Genomic DNA, 16,240 nt, shown 5'->3' with positions numbered 1-16,240 from the left:
ATGCTTACTTTCTAAAATATGGTTAATTTTGAAGCAAATTTCTGATATGAAGCAATGGTTTTTTAGCGCATTAATGATTTCAGCCTTAGGATCTGCACAGGAGTTCAGCCGTGTGGATACCCTGAAAGGCAGTGACACCCGATTCCGGGACTTCTGGGATGTACGCAAATACGAAATTTCTGTGGAGCCGGATGCTACCCGCCGGCAAGTAAGCGGCAGCAATACCATTCATTTCCTCATCGTAAAAGATACCGAAAAACCGGTGTTTCAAATTGATATACAGCAACCTATGAAAACCCGCTTAGTTAAGGCTGACTTTACTGTCCTGAAAACAGAACGCGAGGGGGATTTTTTATGGGTTTATGCAGCAGAACCCATGAAAAAATCTGACCGGAAAACGCTGACAATCGCTTACGAAGGAAATCCGGTAATTGCCAAAAATGCCCCCTGGGACGGTGGCTGGGTTTTCTCGGAAGATTCTGCAGGGATGCCCTTCGTGAGTGTGGCTCAGGAGGGAATCGGCACATCGGTATGGCTGCCGCTGAAAGACAGCTGGAGTGACGAACCCGATGAGGGAATCACCATGAAAATCACCACGCCCGAAAATCTGGTCGGGGTTGGCAACGGGCGCTTGATTCAGACCACCGCATCTGCCGGAAAAAAGCATTATACCTGGGAAGTGAAAAACCCCATTAACGGATATTCGATTGTTCCGAATATGGCCAATTATGTCAACTTTAAAGACACCTATACCGGCGAAAACGGCATTCTGGATCTGGACTACTGGGTACTGCCGGAAAACCTGGACAAAGCCCGAACACAGTTTAAACAAGTGAATGCCATGCTGAAAGCACTGGAATACTGGTTTGGCCCATACCCTTTTTATGAAGACAGCTTCAAAGTGGTGGACGCACCGTACCTGGGCATGGAACACCAGAGCAATATTGCATATGGCAACCGTTATGAAAACGGCTATCTAGGCCGGGATATTTCGGGGAGTGGTGTAGGTTTAAAATGGGATTTCATCATCGTTCATGAAAGTGGCCACGAATGGTTTGCCAATAATATCACCGCTGCGGATAAAGCTGATATGTGGATTCACGAGGCTTTTACCTCTTATTCCGAAACCCTGTTTACGGAACAATATCTGAACAAAGAAGCCGCCGAAAAATATGTGCAAGGAACCCGGCATAATATTGTGAATGACGAACCCATCATCGGGAAATACGGTGTGCGCTACTCCGGTACCGGCGATATGTATTACAAAGGTGCCAATATGCTGCATACCATACGCCACATCATTCACAATGACCAGAAATTCCGTGAAATTCTGCGGGGTCTGAACCGCGATTTCCGTCTGCAGACGGTGAGCACCCGCCAGATTGAGCAGTACTTCTCGGAAAAATCGGGAATAGATTTATCCACCGTCTTTGACCAGTATCTCAGAACTACTGATGTGCCGGTGCTGGAGTATCAACAAAATGGAAAAACCCTGAAATTCCGCTATCGGAATACCGTCAAAGATCTGAAGATGCCCCTGAGAATCAACGGTACACAGGTCATCCACCCCGCTGCTGAATGGCAAAAAGTCCGGCTGAAAAATGCTTTGGATGTACAGTTTGACCCTAATTATTTCGTGGAGTACCGCAAAGTATAAAACCTTAGAATGAGTTCGTAATGCTCCGGTTATTTCCGTTTTAAAATCACCCGGAAGGTAGAGCCGCTACCCGGTTCACTCTGTGCCACGCGGATATCACCACGGTGGTATTCATTGACCACGCGTTTGGCAAGACTCAGTCCCAGACCCCAGCCCCGTTTCTTGGTAGAATATCCGGGTTTGAAAACGCTGGCAATCTGCCGGGAAGACAGACCGCAACCCGTATCTTTAAAGTCGATGAGAATATTTTTCCCTTTTTCGTAGAGGGTAACGTCCAGTTTTCCCTCCCCCTTCATGGCATCTACTGCGTTTTTCACGATATTTTCTAAGACCCAGCTCATCAGGATACGGTTATGCGCAATGAGAATCTCATGCTCCGGGAGCGAAAGGCTGAAAACAATTTTGGTGGAAATGCGTTTTTTAAGATATTCAAAATTCTGCTCTACCGTTTCAGAGAGATTCAAATCATTCAGTTCTGGTACCGAGCCTATTTTGGAGAAACGTTCTGAAATGGTACGGAGGCGGTTTACATCTTTTTCAATTTCTGCAGCTTCCTGAGACTGTGGATTTTCCATTCTCATAATCTCAATCCACCCGATCATGGACGAGAGTGGCGTGCCGATCTGGTGAGCGGTTTCCTTGGCCAGTCCGGCCCACAGAAAACCTTCATCCGTTTTTTTCACCGTGCGCAGAAACCAGTAAGAAAAAATTAAATAAGAAAAGATAAACAGCCCAAGCAGATAAGGGGAATAGCGGAGATTGTTCAGCAACCGGGAATTGTCATAATAGACAAACTGATTATTATCATCCGGGAATTTCAGTTCAATGGGCGGATAGTTCCGACCCATATTCAGGGCCAGCTGGGTGAGCGCTTCTGCGTCCTTTTCAATTTCGGGTTTAATATTCCGGTGAAACATAGGCCGCTGGTCACGGTCCAGAATAATCACCGGTATGGTGGTATTGGAAGTTGTGATCATAAAGAGTAAATCCTGTACTTCCGGATCCGGAGCAGCCACATCCTGTTGAAATTTTATGGCGCTGGTCAGTAAGTCTATCCGCTTGATTTCTTCCTTTCGCAAATAATTAATCAGGATGACAAATGCCAGCACGATTGCGGTGGTCACCACGGTAAATATGGCAAATACAATCCACTGATTAAGGCGTGCAAGGAAAGCTCTTTTCAAAACATTATTTTAGATGATTCAGTACCTGATACAGGGCATCACTTACATTATTTCCCTGATAATTATTGATGATAATGGCATACACATATTTCTTGCCGGATGTGGCACTGTGGTACCCTCCAAAAGATTTGGTGTCCTTCACCGTGCCGCTTTTCATACGCATGCCATTCTGCTCTGGCAGTCCGTTATAGAACGCGCTGAACCAGGGCTGCTTCATGGTCCAGAGCAAGGATTGCACCTCTGCTTTGGCAGAAACATAATTCTGTGGCGAAAGGCCGCTTCCGTCGGCAAAATTAATCATCTTTTCATTGATGCCTTTAGATTTCCAGAAGCTTTTCAGGTACACCAGACCGGCATCAAAAGATCCGGTTCCCGTTTTTTCCATGGCCATTGTCTTCAGCAGCGTTTCACCATAGAGGTTGATGCTTCTGCGCAGAAACCAATATACAATTTTCTCCAGCGTGGGAGATTCGTAGGTGAAAAACACATGGGCGGCCGGTGCCCGCAGCAGTTCACGGCCTTCTATTTTTCGCATGCTGTTGGTGACGATTTTTCCATTGAAGTCAATTCGGTTTTCGGCAAGCCATTTTTTGATTTCATGTCCCAGTTGCAAAGGCGGATTGGGCATAGCGCCGGATACCGTAATTGGCTTTGCAGGTAAAGTGCCATTGATAACCCCTACGGTGGAATGCGGTGCTGTAAAAATAAGACTCTGATCCGAAGAGCCGCCCACTTTTACATCATTCACCCATCTTACGGACTTCATATCCACATTAAAATCCTGAATGATACCATTTTTCAGGTTCATATCGAACTGATTTTCACGCCAGTTCACACTCCATACCCCGGCGCCGTAATAATTCCCCATATCATCCCACGGCCAGCCGCCGGGCACGGTCTGAAAGTCAAAATAAACGTCATCAATGATCAGGTCACCATTGATTTTACTGATGCCTTTTTCCTTGATGGCTTTAATGAGTTTTTGCTTGAAGTTTTCCGGTTTCCAGCCGTCATACCGCCAGCTTCCTAATGTAGGATCACCATTAGAGGAAATAAACAGGTTCCCGGCAAGCACTCCTTTGGCCACTGTACCGGAGTGGCTGGCAGTGGTTTTGTAGGTGTAGTCCCGGCCCAGCGTTTCCAGTGCGGCAGCGGCTGTAAATATTTTTTGAGTAGAAGCGCTGGTGAGGCCTTTGTTCCCCTGATATTCATACACCAGATTACCGGAATCATCGGCCACATAAAACGAAAGACTGGCTGCGGTGGCAGGGTCAGAGTCCATCAGTTTTTTTACGGCTCCTTCTAATTTTGAGGATATATTCTGAGCGAAAAACAGCTGTGAGCACAAGGTTCCCAAAACCATCAATTTCTTCATACAATGCAATTTTTAATTTCAAATATAACGAAAAAAGACTGTGATTCATTTTTGCAGGTCACAGAAATAAAAATCCCTTTCGGCAATTTGCAAAAAGGGATGTGTTTCATTATTGAGGTATCAGTTAATGCTGATTACCTCCTGAATTTCCGGTGCGTGCTGTTTTATGGTATTTTCCACACCCAGTTTCATGGTAGAGAAACTCATGGGGCAGCCATTGCAGTTGCCCTGTAGTTTCACGATCACTTTTTTATCTTCCACATCTACCAGTTCTATATCGCCGCCATCTTTATTCAGAAAGGGACGAATACTCTCCAGCGCCTCCAGGACGCGGGTTACGGTAGATTCATGTTCTGTACTGTTTGTCATCATTTTAATAGAGCGTTATCATAATTTTTCATCATTACAGCCGGTTCATTATTTGCCGGAGCAGCCGGCCATGGTCGTGATTTTCACGGCTTCGGTAGGCGGCAGGTTTTTATTGCGTTCTACCAGACTTTCCACCATTCTCTGAGTGGTCAGTTTATAAATTTCTTCAATTTTGGATCCTTCCTGCAATGCTGCCGGGCGACCTACATCTCCGGCCTCGCGAATACTCTGAATGAGTGGAATCTCTCCTAAAACAGGTATCCCCAAATCTTCTGCCAGATACTGTGCGCCCTGGTTTCCGAAGATATAATATTTGTTATCCGGAAGTTCTTCCGGTGTAAAATACGCCATATTTTCAATAAGTCCCAATACCGGAATATTGATGCTGTCCATCTGGAACATGGCAATTCCTTTTCTCACATCGGCCAGAGCCACATGTTGCGGTGTACTTACAATTACAGCTCCTGTAACCGGTACTTCCTGTATGATGGACAAATGGATATCTCCTGTTCCGGGCGGAAGATCTACCAAAAGAAAATCCAGCTCACCCCAATGGGCATCACGAATCATCTGATTCAGTGCTTTAGAAGCCATAGGTCCCCGCCATACCACTGCCTGATTGGCACCGGAGAAATACCCGATTGACAGCATTTTGACGCCATAATTTTCAACAGGCTTCATCAAATTTCTGCCCTCTACCTCCACGGAAACCGGTTTCTGACCTTCGGTATCCAGCATGGTAGGCACAGACGGACCGTAAATATCTGCATCCAGCAATCCTACTTTGAAGCCCATTTTTGCCATGGTAACCGCCAGATTGGCTGCCACCGTAGATTTACCTACCCCTCCTTTACCGGAAGCTACGGCAATGATGTTTTTGATTCCGGGGATTTGCTTGCCCTTGATCTGGTTTTGCTGAACCTGGGTCGGTTCCGGAGAGATAATCTTGAGTTTCAGCACTACCTCTTCACCAAATTCTGAACTGAAAGCCTGCTTCATCGCTACTTCCAGTTTCTTCTTTTCGTGCATTGCCGGCGAGTGAGCGGTCATATCAATATACACCTCGCTGCCCATCACCTGCAGGTTATTTACCAGGTCTTCTACTTCTATTTCTTTCAGGAAATCCTGTACTTTTGCTTTCGTCAACATAATTTACTGTATTGAAAGGCAAATTTACGGAAATTCGGCCAATTCAGAGCCAATCTAAATAAGAGATTTATCAGATGACGATTATTGACAAAAGTTTCATCATTCCATTACGAATCATGTGTCAGATCTTTACCTTAATCTTCCACAAAGTTCAATGCTTTTTCCTGATCAAACTCGCCCTCCCACTTGGCGATAATCACGGATGCCAGGCAGTTACCAATTACGTTTACCGATGTTCGGCCCATATCCATCAGTTCGTCAATACCCAGAATGGCTGCAATGATGAATACCGGCAGTCCGAACTGGTCTGCCGTGGCAATGAGGATAATGAGGGATGCCCGGGGTATTGCCGCCACCCCTTTGCTGGTAATCATCAGCGTTAAGCAAATCAGCAACTGCTGACCGAACGAAAGGTCAATTCCTGCGGCCTGGGCCACGAAAATAGAGGCCAGAGAAAGGTACAATGTGGTTCCGTCCAGATTAAAGGAATATCCCGTAGGCACTACAAAAGACACTACTTTTCTGGGAACTCCGAAACGCTCCATATTTTGCATTACTACAGGCAAGGCGGCATCTGAACTGGTAGTGGCAAATGCGATGGAAACCGGTTCTTTGACGGCCTGCACAAACTTGCGTACAGGCACTTTCATGTACAGCGCAATAGGCAAGAGCACCAGTAATATAAAAGCAATCAGCGCACAGTACAGCGTGAGCAGCAGCATAAACAGATATTTCAGAATATCAATGCCCATGTGACCCACCGTATACGCCATGGCAGCGCCCACCCCAACCGGTGCAAAATACATAATGATATGGGTATATTTGAACATGGTTTCTGCCAGACTGTCCATGAAATCTACCATTGGTTTTTTCTTCCGCTCCGGCAGCTGGGCCAGGCCAATACCGAAAATCACCGCAAATACCACAATCTGAAGCACCTGGTTGTCATAGATGGATTTAATGATATTCTCTGGGAAAACATCTCTGAAAAAAGCGGTGGTTTTAAACAGCCATTGGGTTCCTTCCGGAATATTCTGCAGAGCCTGAACATCTGCGTCTTTTACGGCAGAAGTGGCAGGCAGATCATGATGGGGTATTTTACTGGCATCTATTCCCATACCGGCTTTGGTGATATTAATCGCTGCCAGACCAATAAACAATGCAATGGTGGTAGCTGTATAAAAATAGAGCAAAGACTTCCACGCCATTCTGCCTACTTGTTTCAAATCAGAATGACCGGCAATTCCATAGACCAGCGTAGCAAATAAAATAGGCCCTACAATGGTTTTCACCAGTCGGATAAATCCCTGGCTGAGGGGCTGCAGAGAGAGTGCCACACCGGGAAAATCACGTCCGATAATGACGCCCATCACAATACTGATCAGAATCCATGTGGTGAGGTTTTTTCTGCGCAGTGCAAATGTAATCATCCCCAATATAAACAACAGATGTCCGAAAACCAGATAATCTGCCGGCAGGGGATTAAAAAAATTGACGCCATGCAGCAGCACCACAATGGTCAGGGTAATGAATGGAAAGATACGAAGTAGTGTTGGACTCATACAAATTTATTTCAATCAGGTACAAATATAAAATAATCTCTGAATTAATGGCATTCAGATTGGTATCACCGGCCTTTAAATGTTCAAAAATTCTGTTTTTTCAGCGATTGGAGGTAATGGCGGTATATTTTTTGAATGAAAAAACTGTTTTCAGATAAAGTGTACATTTGAATCCGGAAATAAAGAAATTTTTAACGATTATTTACCGGATATTATCGATTTTATTTCTAAATTTGAGAACATAATTTTAACATTAAACAATTTACTATGAAAAAAACATTAGCAATGGGTGCACTGGCACTTGCGATTTCTCTTGGATCTGTTTCGTGCAAGAAAAAAATTTCTGATGCAGAACTGACCACACAAGCCACTACTGTAGTGACTACAAATCCTAATGCATCTGTTGAAGTAAAAGACGGAACTGCACACCTGAGCGGAACATTTGCAGATGAAGCTTCCAGAGACGCCATGATTGCACAGCTGAAAGGAATTAACGGGGTAAAAGATGTAATGGACATGACCACTATAGAAGCACCGGCACCGGTAGAAGTTAATTCTGTGGTAGATCCGGAAGTTCAGCAAAAAGTAGCCGATGCAGTAAAAGACTTCCCGTCTGTAAATGTAGAGGTGGTAAATGGTGAGCTTACCCTTACCGGAGACGTATCCCCGGCACAGGCCAGAAAAATTAAAGAATCTGTAGATGCTTTACAGGTAGGAAAAGTAAACTTCAACTATAACGTAAAATAACTAAACAGAATACAATGAGTGTACTACAGGAAAAATACGCCGGAGTAATTGCTGCAGCACAGTCTGCAGGAGTGAGCGGTTTACAGGTAAAAGAACAGGACGGAATACTGTATGTATCCGGAAATGCAGGTTCTACTGCTGCCAAAGACGCAGTTTGGAATGCACTGGGAGCCATAGATGCCTCCTACTCTGCTTCAGACATTAATATTGATGTACAGGTAGCAGGTGTAGCTACAGGAACAGCACTTACAGTAAATACAGAAGAATCTAATCTGAACATCAGACAGGAGCCTTCTACAGACGCTGCCATCATCGGGAAAGCCGGAAAAGGGGAAACCGTAACGCTGGTAGAGCAGTCTTCTGATGACTGGTGGAGAATCCGCACCGCATCCGGTGAAGAAGGATATGCCTATGCAAGATATCTGAAAGTGTAATTACTGAACTTTCATACTAAAGATTTCCCCGGATCTGGCGATCCGGGGAATTTTATTGGACAATGGTACGAAAGGTAAGATTAATCCGCGGCTCTGAAACCCTTTTGGAAGGCGGCAGGCGATGCAGCCAGTACTTCTGGGTTTCACCGGTCATCACCAGCAGACTGCCATGCTCCAGAAATAAATCTTTTCTTTCTTTGGTTTGCTTATGCTTAAAGGAAAATTTTCGCTCAGCACCGAAACTCAGGGAGGCAATGGCACCGTTTTCCTTTAAATCTTTCTCACCGTCACTGTGATAGGCCATGCCCTCGTCTCCATTGTGGTACAGGTTCAGCAGACAGGAATTAAACGTCTCACCGGTTTTTTGTTCACAAATGCTCTTCAGTTGGAGCAATCCGGGAGTCCACAACAGCGCTTTTTTGGTTACACCGGAATAGCCATATTCAAATTCCGCATCTCCATACCAGGCCACTTTGCGTTTGGTAATGATTTTTTTGCCAAAGATCACCGCCTCGTCATTCTTCCAGGCAATATCCCGAAGGAGTTCCGCCAAAATTCCGTCAGCCTCCTCCGCAGAGAAAATCTTTCCATAATAATAAACTTCGCCCTCGTACGGAAGCAAGTTCACGCCAGCATCAGCATCTGAATCTGAATCAAAAAGGTTACGCATCATGAGAAGGTAAAATTAAAAAAACTTCTCCGGAATTGCTTATGGGGAGGTACATTTTTCTTATCCCTTCACATGATAATACGCCAACATCTTATAGTAGAGTTTCGCTGCCAGAAATGCGGTGGGTTTGGAATATGGGGATTCCATCAGTTCCACAATATCAAAAGCAACGACATTGCACTTCTCAAACACTTTTTTCAGTAGTTCCAACGTAGGATACCACTGCAATCCTCCCGGCTCGGGCGTTCCGGTAGAAGGGGCAATAGCCGGATCAAAAGCATCCAGGTCAATGGTAATGTACACGTTGCCGGAAACTTTGCTCAGCACATCATCTATCCAACGCTCATTTTGGGCAATGTCATGCGCCCAGAAACACTGCGCTTCATTTACGTGTTCCATTTCTTCTATATCACAGGAACGAATGCCTACCTGTACCAGATTATGTTTTTTGCTGGCCTCATAGACCGCACAGGCATGATTGGAAGCAGACCCGTGAAATTCCGGTCTCAGATCTGTATGCGCATCCAGCTGGAGTACGGTAAGATTCTCGTACCTCTCGCCCACGGCGCGTATAGATCCTATGGAAACCGAATGCTCGCCACCAAAAAGTGTAAACAGCTTATCTTCGTAGTTCAGTAATTCTTTGGTTTTCTGATAAACCGCTTCAGTCATGGCTTCGGGCGAGGAGTTCTCTGAAACTTCACCAGCCATCCACACGCCTTGCAGATAAGGTTCTGTACGGGTTTCTATATCAAAAAGTTCCATATTTTCTGATGCATCCAGAAAAAGCTCCGGACCTTTGTCTGCACCTTTTCCCCAGGTGGAAGTACCGTCATAAGGCACGGTAACCAGCATGACTTTTGAATTTTCGAGCGTTGCATTTTCTTCCGGGATTCCTGCGTATGTATTCATCTTATTTTTATTTTTTAAAGCCTCAAAGATAACCATTTTCCGTCGATTTTCTTTTGCCGGATGGGTCAGTGAATTTCAGATTAAGATTGTTTAAATTTGCATCAAAAATAATTTCACATGCCATTAAAAGCAGTTCTTTTTGACATGGACGGGGTCATTGTAGATACCGAACCCCTGCACCGGAAAGCCTATTTCAAAATGTTTGAGGATTTCGGAATACAGGTGACCGAAGATTTATACAGCACCTTCACCGGTGCATCTACCAAACGGGTCTGTGAAACCCTGATCGGGCATTTCGGGCTGGATGCCACACACGAAGATCTGGCCGGCATCAAAAGACGCTATTTCAAGCATTTTTTTGATACTGATGAAGATTTCAGTCTGCTGCCCGGGGTACGGGAACTCATTGAGAATTACCATGAGAACGGCACCAAACTCGTTTTGGCCTCTTCTGCACACATGAATACCATCAACTGGGTTTTTGAAAAGTTTGATCTGGATCCATACTTCATGGCTAAAATTTCAGGAGCCGACCTGCGGGAATCCAAGCCGCACCCGGAGATTTTTGTAAAAGCCGCCGAACTGGCCGGAGAACAACATGAACACTGCATGGTCATAGAAGATTCCACCAACGGAATTGCCGCCGCCCACGCCGCCGGTATTTTCTGCGTGGCTTACCAGAGTGCCCACTCCGGCAAACAGCAATATGATCTGGCTAATCTTCTGGTGAATGATTTTGGCGATATTGAATTTGACAAAATCTCCAGATATTTTTAACCTTTAATAAGAATTACTACAAAAAAAGAGCAACTTTTCCGGTTGCTCTTTGTGGTTAATATCCTAAAATCTTCAGAACTTCTTCAGGCTTTTGCTCTTCCCGGAACAGGGTGTAGACAAATTCACCGTTTTCATCTTTGTCTATGAGAATATGTTTAGGCTGCGGCATGAGGCAATGATGCACCCCGCCATACCCACCAATGGTTTCCTGATAGGCACCGGTATGGAAAAAGCCGATATACAAAGGCTTGGTATCACTGAATACCGGCAGATAAATCGCGTTGGTATGCTGCTCGGAGTTATAATAATCATCTGAGTCACAGGTAAGTCCGCCCAGGAAAACCCGTTCGTAGGTATCGTCCCACCGGTTCAGCGGCAGCATGATAAAGTGGCGGGAAATGGCCCAGGTATCGGGCAGCGTGGTCATGAATGAAGAATCAATCATATTCCATTTTTCCCGGTCGTTCTGGCGTTTCTGCGAAATAATTTTATACAGATGTCCGCCGCTCTCGCCTACGGTAAAACTTCCGAATTCGGTATAGATATTGGGTTCTTCCACGCCTTCTTCCTCACAGAATTTTTTAATCTGCGTCACAATTTCATTGACCATATACTGATAGTCATAATCGAAATTCAGAGAAGTTTTGATGGGAAATCCGCCCCCAATGTTGAGGGAATCCACTTCCGGTGCAATTTTCTTCAGCCTGGCATATACCCGGAGGCACTTATACAGTTCATTCCAGTAATAAGCGGTATCCTTGATGCCGGTGTTGATGAAAAAATGCAGCATTTTCAGTCTTGCATTGGGATGTTCGGCAATTTTCTGGCTGTAATAAGGAATAATATCCTTGTACCCGATTCCCAGCCGGGAGGTATAAAATTCAAATTTGGGCTCTTCCTCAGACGCGATTCTGATTCCGATATTAAAGGTGGCATCTATGCTTTCCGTGAGTTTATCCAGTTCACGGTAATTATCCAGAATGGGGATGATATTTTCAAAACCAGCATTAATGAGATCTGAAATTTTGGTCAGATAATCATCGGTTTTAAATCCATTGCAGATTACCTCCACATCTTTACCATATTTTCCTTTATCGTAAAGGGATTTCACGATGTCCATATCATATGCCGAGGAAGTTTCCAGAGAAATATCATTCTTCAGGGCTTCTTCTACCACAAAGGCAAACTGACTGCTTTTGGTGCAGTAGCAGTAGCGGTACCCTTTTTTATAATCCGCACGTTCTATCGCTTCTTTAAACCAGGCCTTGGCACGCTGGATATTGGTGGATATTTTGGGCAGATAATTAAATTTCAGCGGTGTCCCAAACTTCTCCACCACCTCCATAAGCGGAATGTCGTGAAAAAGCAAATTGTTTTCGGCTACGTTAAATTCTTCCGTAGGGAAATACAAAGTCTGGTCTATCAGTTCAGAATATTTAATTTTCATGTATGCGGCTGTATTACAATTTTAAAATGCAAATGTCCTAAAAAAAGTTGATTCTTTATAATGAATTTTATGGTGGATTATTTCCCCACAAACACAATGAGGTTACCTGCAGAAAACGTAATGCTTACACAGTTCTCTGAGGCTTCATTCCGTGTACCTATACGAGTGGTCACCTCTAATGTTTCCTGGTTCAAAGGCCATTTCAGCCCGGTGGTTTTGATGTTTTCCGCCACCGGAAAAGGGTAAAGGGAAATGATTTTACCGTTCACATCATTCAGAACAACATGCTTTTCCGCAAAAAAATACCTGCCGTAGGCATCGTAAAAAGTGATGTTCAGCAAATGGCTGAACAGTTGTGCCACATGCAGATTCCCAAGGAAATGATCCATTTCACCACCGCTGCCTCCCAGTACATCTACGTGGTGTACGCCCCGCTCTGCCAGAATCTCCAAAGCCTTCTGAAAGTCGGTTTTATCCTGATCCGGCGTTTCTATAATTTCAAATGAAAAACCTTCCTGCCCTTTCACATTCCGGATCAAATCCGTACCAGCATCAAAATCTCCGGAAACAAAAGTGAGCTGATCCAAAGGAAAATTCAAATCATTCAGGTAATGAAAAGCCCCGTCTGTACAGCAGATCACATCATACAGCTGCAAATCCGGGAACGATTCCGGCGGTGTTCCGTTTATAAAAAGTAAAGCTTTTTTTGTCATGATTCAATGGCAGGTCAACAATGGGTTTTACTGACCTCTTTCGGAGGGATTCCAGAACTCTTCCTGCTCTCCGGATATTTTTGAGATGTAACGGGCCAGCATAAACAGATAATCTGAGAGCCGGTTCAGGTATTTAATGAGTTCCGCACGGATTTCTTCGGTTTCATTCAGCAAAACCAATCCCCTTTCTGCCCTTCTACAAACGGTTCTGCACACATGAAGTGCTGTAGCAGATTTTCCGCCTCCGGGAAGTATAAAGTATTGCAAGGGCTCCAGATCTGTTTCGTATTCGTCCATCCACTGTTCCAGTTCCTCAATTTCCCGGTCAGAAATCATCAGGCTGAGTCGGGATTTTCCATTGGCCAAAATGAGTTTATCTGCCGGCGTGGCACTTTCTGAGCCTACAGTGAAGAGGTCAAACTGTATCTTCTTCAGCTGCGCCAGTACTTTTTCATCGTTGATTTCACTTTTGGCCAGTCCTATAAAGGAATTCAGCTCATCAATATTTCCGTAAGAATCTACCCGGGCAGAAGCCTTGGACACGCGGGTTCCGCCGTACAGTGCAGTATCTCCCTTATCCCCGGTTTTGGTATATATTTTCATTGTTAATGCTTTAAAAATGGTTAATGTATTAGTTTTTGGCTACTTCTACAAACTGATAAACCATACCCGAAGCCGGATTGTAAATCACAGTACTCGAATTCGGGTAGCGTTTTACTTTGTAAAACTCGGTGGTTTTATCATTTCTTATCTGATCCAGAAAACGGGTATCAATCGTGCCGTCAGGGAGGAATTTCTCAAAAAAAGACAATTTATCCATAATCCCGGCGCCGTCTATTTTGGTGTATTCTGCCGAAGATTTGGATTCATCTGTAGCAGGCTGGGCAGCAAGGGATTTCAGAAGTCCGTCGCGGTCTTCTGTTTTCAGTTTGAAAACAAAATACGCACCTCCGCCGGGCATTTCTACCTTTCTTCCTGTTTCTTCTTTGGTAAAACCTTCAGTACCCGGAAAAACGCTTGCATAGGGTACGCTTTCAGAATTTACCACTTTATTCAACTGTTCATTTACCGTTTCCTGCAGCAATTCCGCAGCTTTCTGCTCTGCTTTGCCGGCTGCTGCATTCACAGTTTGGTTTACCTGTTCTTCCAGCTTGTTACAGGAGACTAAAATTCCCGGTATGGCAAAAGCAAGAATGTATTTTTTCATAATTTTTTAATTTTGGTGGTAGGAGTTTACCAGTTTATCAAGGTTTAAACTACGGGCGGAGGCGTCAAAGATTTCACGATACACCCCGTTTTTCTGCATCAGTTCATCATGGGTTCCCTGTTCCGTTACTTCGCCTTTTTTCATGACGTAGATGGCATCACTGTCCAGAATCTGAGATAATGAATGGGAAATAATGATGACGGTTCTTCCTCTTTTGATGGCATCCAGGGAGTTTTTGATCTGCTCGGTGGCAATCGCATCCAGGCTGGCGGTAGGCTCATCCAGAAAAATAATCGGCGGATCTTTCAGGAACAATCTCGCAATGGCAATGCGCTGCTGCTGACCACCGGACAGTTGGGTGGCATCATGCTGATACTGCTCTGGCAAATCCATAATCTGATCATGCAGGTACGCCTTTTTGGCTGCAGTTTCAATCTCCTCGAAGGTTGCATTCATATTACCGTACCGTATATTATCCTCTATACTTCCCTGGAAAATATGATTCCGCTGCAGCACCAGCCCGATGTCACTGCGCAAATAGCTGTTTTCATAATCATTGAGGTCAGTCCCGTCCAGTAGGATGTTTCCGGAGTCCGGCAGGTAAAATTTACACAGAAGATTAATGACTGTAGATTTTCCTGCGCCGCTGAGGCCGACCAAGGCGGTGGTTTTTCCGTTCTCAATCATCATCGAAACATTATGCAAAGCACGGGTACCATTGGGATAAGAAAAGTTCACATTCCGAAGTTCAAAATTGCCCCGGATATTGGTTCCAGCCACCACCCCGCTGGGTTCTATTTCATCATCTGCATTCAGAATATCAAAGTAGCCTTCGGCATAGATAAAGGCATCATTCATATCATCGTAAATTCTGTGTAACTGCCGTATGGGCGCAGAAACATTATTAAAAAGCATGATGTGCAGCATGATAGCGCCGATGGTCATTTGCTGATCCAGTACCAGAAAAACAGTGAGCAAAATAATGAGTACCACCCCAAACTGTTCTATAAAGGTCTTCAGTCCGTCATAAATAAAGTTGGTACGGCGGGTGTACAGTTGGCTTTCCATGAGTTGCATCTGAAGATCATATTGCTTTTTACCTTCAAATTTTTCCCGCACAAAACTTTTGATGACCATAATGGACTGAATGAGATTCAGCAGTCCGGAGGTTTTCTGTTCCCGCTGATTTCTCAAAGTGCGGCGCACTCCTGCCAATTTTTTAGCCTGAAGTGAGCTTACATAAAAATAGATGGGCACTACCACGGTAGAGACCAGTCCCACATACACATTCTGCATGTACATGATGACCAATGCAATGATGGCATTGGAGAACAAGGGCAGAATATCAATGAAAAAGTTCTGCACCAGTTTCGTAAGACTTTCAATTCCACGGTCTATGCGGGTCTGCAATTTTCCCATGCCGTGATCCTCGTCCATAAAATAGGCAATCCGGTAATCCAGAATTTTATCTATGGCTTTCTGAGCGAGAACGCTGCTCACATTAATTCTGATTTTTTCTCCATAAAATTTCTGACCGAACTGGATGAAAATATTGGCCAGTTCCTTACCCAGCAAAATCGCGGAGATGACCACCAGAATATGGATTCCCTCGGTCATTGGGTTTTCCTGGTCTGTCAGTTTGGTCACTTCATCTACCGTATATTGCAGGACCAGCGGATTCACCTGTGCAGCGAGTGCACCCAGAAATGTGAGAAACAGCGTGCCGTAAATCATAAAACGATAGGGTTTTATGAAAGGGTACAGTTGTTTGAATATCCCGATTAAATTGCTGGTTCTTTTGAAGGGTTTTGCCATAATTGTTTAGAATTCCTGATTGTCGCCCCATAGGAAACAAGCCTCTAAAATATGAAAAAAAACGAAAGCGCAGTTTTAGTTCCCATAGGTATAGCTCGTGAGATAATGCAGTTCGGGGTGGCTTTTTGCCTGTGAATCTGCCTCTGCCTGCTCCAGAGAATAGCTGGAATTCAGTTCTTTTTTCTGAAAGAGAAAGGCATTGTTGGCATTTTTATCTACCAC

The 16,240-nt window shown here is 44.5% G+C and carries 16 protein-coding genes; 4 read left to right on the top strand and 12 right to left on the bottom strand.

Going from position 1 to position 16,240, the window contains the following annotated elements; all coding sequences use genetic code 11:
• The first annotated feature begins 28 nt into the window (after positions 1-28).
• Positions 29-1,657 carry a M1 family metallopeptidase gene (locus LKO26_RS11645; protein ID WP_317206386.1) on the top strand — a complete coding sequence of 543 codons (1,629 nt, stop codon included), beginning with the start codon at positions 29-31 and terminating at the stop codon, positions 1,655-1,657.
• Between the two features lie 29 nt (positions 1,658-1,686).
• Here the strand turns inward: LKO26_RS11645 and LKO26_RS11640 are convergent, their stop codons facing one another.
• The 5 genes from LKO26_RS11640 to LKO26_RS11620 form a co-directional block, all read right to left on the bottom strand.
• Positions 1,687-2,841 (bottom strand): sensor histidine kinase, encoded by a 1,155-nt coding sequence (locus LKO26_RS11640; protein WP_227588051.1) that lies wholly within the window; start codon positions 2,839-2,841, stop codon positions 1,687-1,689.
• Between the two features lie 4 nt (positions 2,842-2,845).
• Positions 2,846-4,216 carry a D-alanyl-D-alanine carboxypeptidase/D-alanyl-D-alanine-endopeptidase gene (gene dacB / locus LKO26_RS11635; protein ID WP_227588050.1) on the bottom strand — a complete coding sequence of 457 codons (1,371 nt, stop codon included), beginning with the start codon at positions 4,214-4,216 and terminating at the stop codon, positions 2,846-2,848.
• Positions 4,217-4,336: 120 nt separating this feature from the next.
• The gene (locus LKO26_RS11630) at positions 4,337-4,588 is read right to left on the bottom strand and encodes a NifU family protein (RefSeq protein ID WP_227588047.1); all 252 of its coding nucleotides are present in this window, start codon (positions 4,586-4,588) and stop codon (positions 4,337-4,339) included.
• A 45-nt stretch (positions 4,589-4,633) separates the two neighbouring features.
• Positions 4,634-5,734 carry an Mrp/NBP35 family ATP-binding protein gene (locus tag LKO26_RS11625; RefSeq protein WP_227588046.1) on the bottom strand — a complete coding sequence of 367 codons (1,101 nt, stop codon included), beginning with the start codon at positions 5,732-5,734 and terminating at the stop codon, positions 4,634-4,636.
• Positions 5,735-5,868: 134 nt separating this feature from the next.
• Positions 5,869-7,296: a dicarboxylate/amino acid:cation symporter gene (locus LKO26_RS11620; protein ID WP_227588044.1), complete on the bottom strand. Its 1,428-nt coding sequence runs from the start codon at positions 7,294-7,296 to the stop codon at positions 5,869-5,871.
• Between the two features lie 267 nt (positions 7,297-7,563).
• Here LKO26_RS11620 and LKO26_RS11615 point away from each other — a divergent pair, with 267 nt between their 5' ends.
• Together LKO26_RS11615 and LKO26_RS11610 are read left to right on the top strand one after the other, a co-directional pair.
• Positions 7,564-8,043: a BON domain-containing protein gene (locus LKO26_RS11615; protein ID WP_227588043.1), complete on the top strand. Its 480-nt coding sequence runs from the start codon at positions 7,564-7,566 to the stop codon at positions 8,041-8,043.
• A 14-nt stretch (positions 8,044-8,057) separates the two neighbouring features.
• Complete coding sequence (locus LKO26_RS11610) at positions 8,058-8,477, top strand: SH3 domain-containing protein (protein WP_227588040.1); 420 nt, start codon at positions 8,058-8,060, stop codon at positions 8,475-8,477.
• 52 nt (positions 8,478-8,529) lie between these two features.
• On the opposite strand, the gene LKO26_RS11605 is transcribed toward LKO26_RS11610, so the two are convergent.
• Both LKO26_RS11605 and speB read right to left on the bottom strand, forming a co-directional pair.
• Complete coding sequence (locus tag LKO26_RS11605; protein WP_227588038.1) at positions 8,530-9,150, bottom strand: alpha-ketoglutarate-dependent dioxygenase AlkB family protein; 621 nt, start codon at positions 9,148-9,150, stop codon at positions 8,530-8,532.
• A gap of 57 nt (positions 9,151-9,207) precedes the next feature.
• The gene (gene speB / locus LKO26_RS11600) at positions 9,208-10,059 is read right to left on the bottom strand and encodes an agmatinase (RefSeq protein WP_227588036.1); all 852 of its coding nucleotides are present in this window, start codon (positions 10,057-10,059) and stop codon (positions 9,208-9,210) included.
• A gap of 117 nt (positions 10,060-10,176) precedes the next feature.
• On the opposite strand from speB, the gene LKO26_RS11595 reads away from it, so the two are divergent.
• The gene (locus LKO26_RS11595; RefSeq protein ID WP_227588035.1) at positions 10,177-10,836 is read left to right on the top strand and encodes an HAD family hydrolase; all 660 of its coding nucleotides are present in this window, start codon (positions 10,177-10,179) and stop codon (positions 10,834-10,836) included.
• A gap of 55 nt (positions 10,837-10,891) precedes the next feature.
• On the opposite strand, the gene LKO26_RS11590 is transcribed toward LKO26_RS11595, so the two are convergent.
• The 5 genes from LKO26_RS11590 to LKO26_RS11570 all read right to left on the bottom strand — a co-directional run bounded on the left by LKO26_RS11590 (position 10,892) and on the right by LKO26_RS11570 (position 15,937).
• Entirely contained in the window at positions 10,892-12,283 is a 1,392-nt protein-coding gene (locus LKO26_RS11590) for an arginine decarboxylase (RefSeq protein ID WP_227588034.1), read from the bottom strand.
• Positions 12,284-12,360: 77 nt separating this feature from the next.
• Positions 12,361-12,996 (bottom strand): thiamine diphosphokinase, encoded by a 636-nt coding sequence (locus LKO26_RS11585; RefSeq protein WP_227588033.1) that lies wholly within the window; start codon positions 12,994-12,996, stop codon positions 12,361-12,363.
• 27 nt (positions 12,997-13,023) lie between these two features.
• Positions 13,024-13,599, bottom strand: coding sequence for a cob(I)yrinic acid a,c-diamide adenosyltransferase (locus tag LKO26_RS11580; protein ID WP_227588032.1), 576 nt, complete (start codon positions 13,597-13,599; stop codon positions 13,024-13,026).
• A gap of 28 nt (positions 13,600-13,627) precedes the next feature.
• Entirely contained in the window at positions 13,628-14,203 is a 576-nt protein-coding gene (locus tag LKO26_RS11575; protein ID WP_227588031.1) for a hypothetical protein, read from the bottom strand.
• 6 nt (positions 14,204-14,209) lie between these two features.
• A complete protein-coding gene (locus LKO26_RS11570; protein ID WP_227588206.1) occupies positions 14,210-15,937 on the bottom strand; it encodes an ABC transporter ATP-binding protein in 1,728 nt (575 codons plus the stop codon).
• Positions 15,938-16,240: the final 303 nt, after the last annotated feature.

The sequence above is a fragment of the Chryseobacterium sp. MFBS3-17 genome (genome assembly GCF_020687745.1).
In the GTDB taxonomy this organism is placed as follows: Bacteria; Bacteroidota; Bacteroidia; order Flavobacteriales; family Weeksellaceae; genus Marnyiella.
Note: the sequence above shows the minus strand (reverse complement) of the source record. Positions and strands in the feature narration are given on the sequence as shown.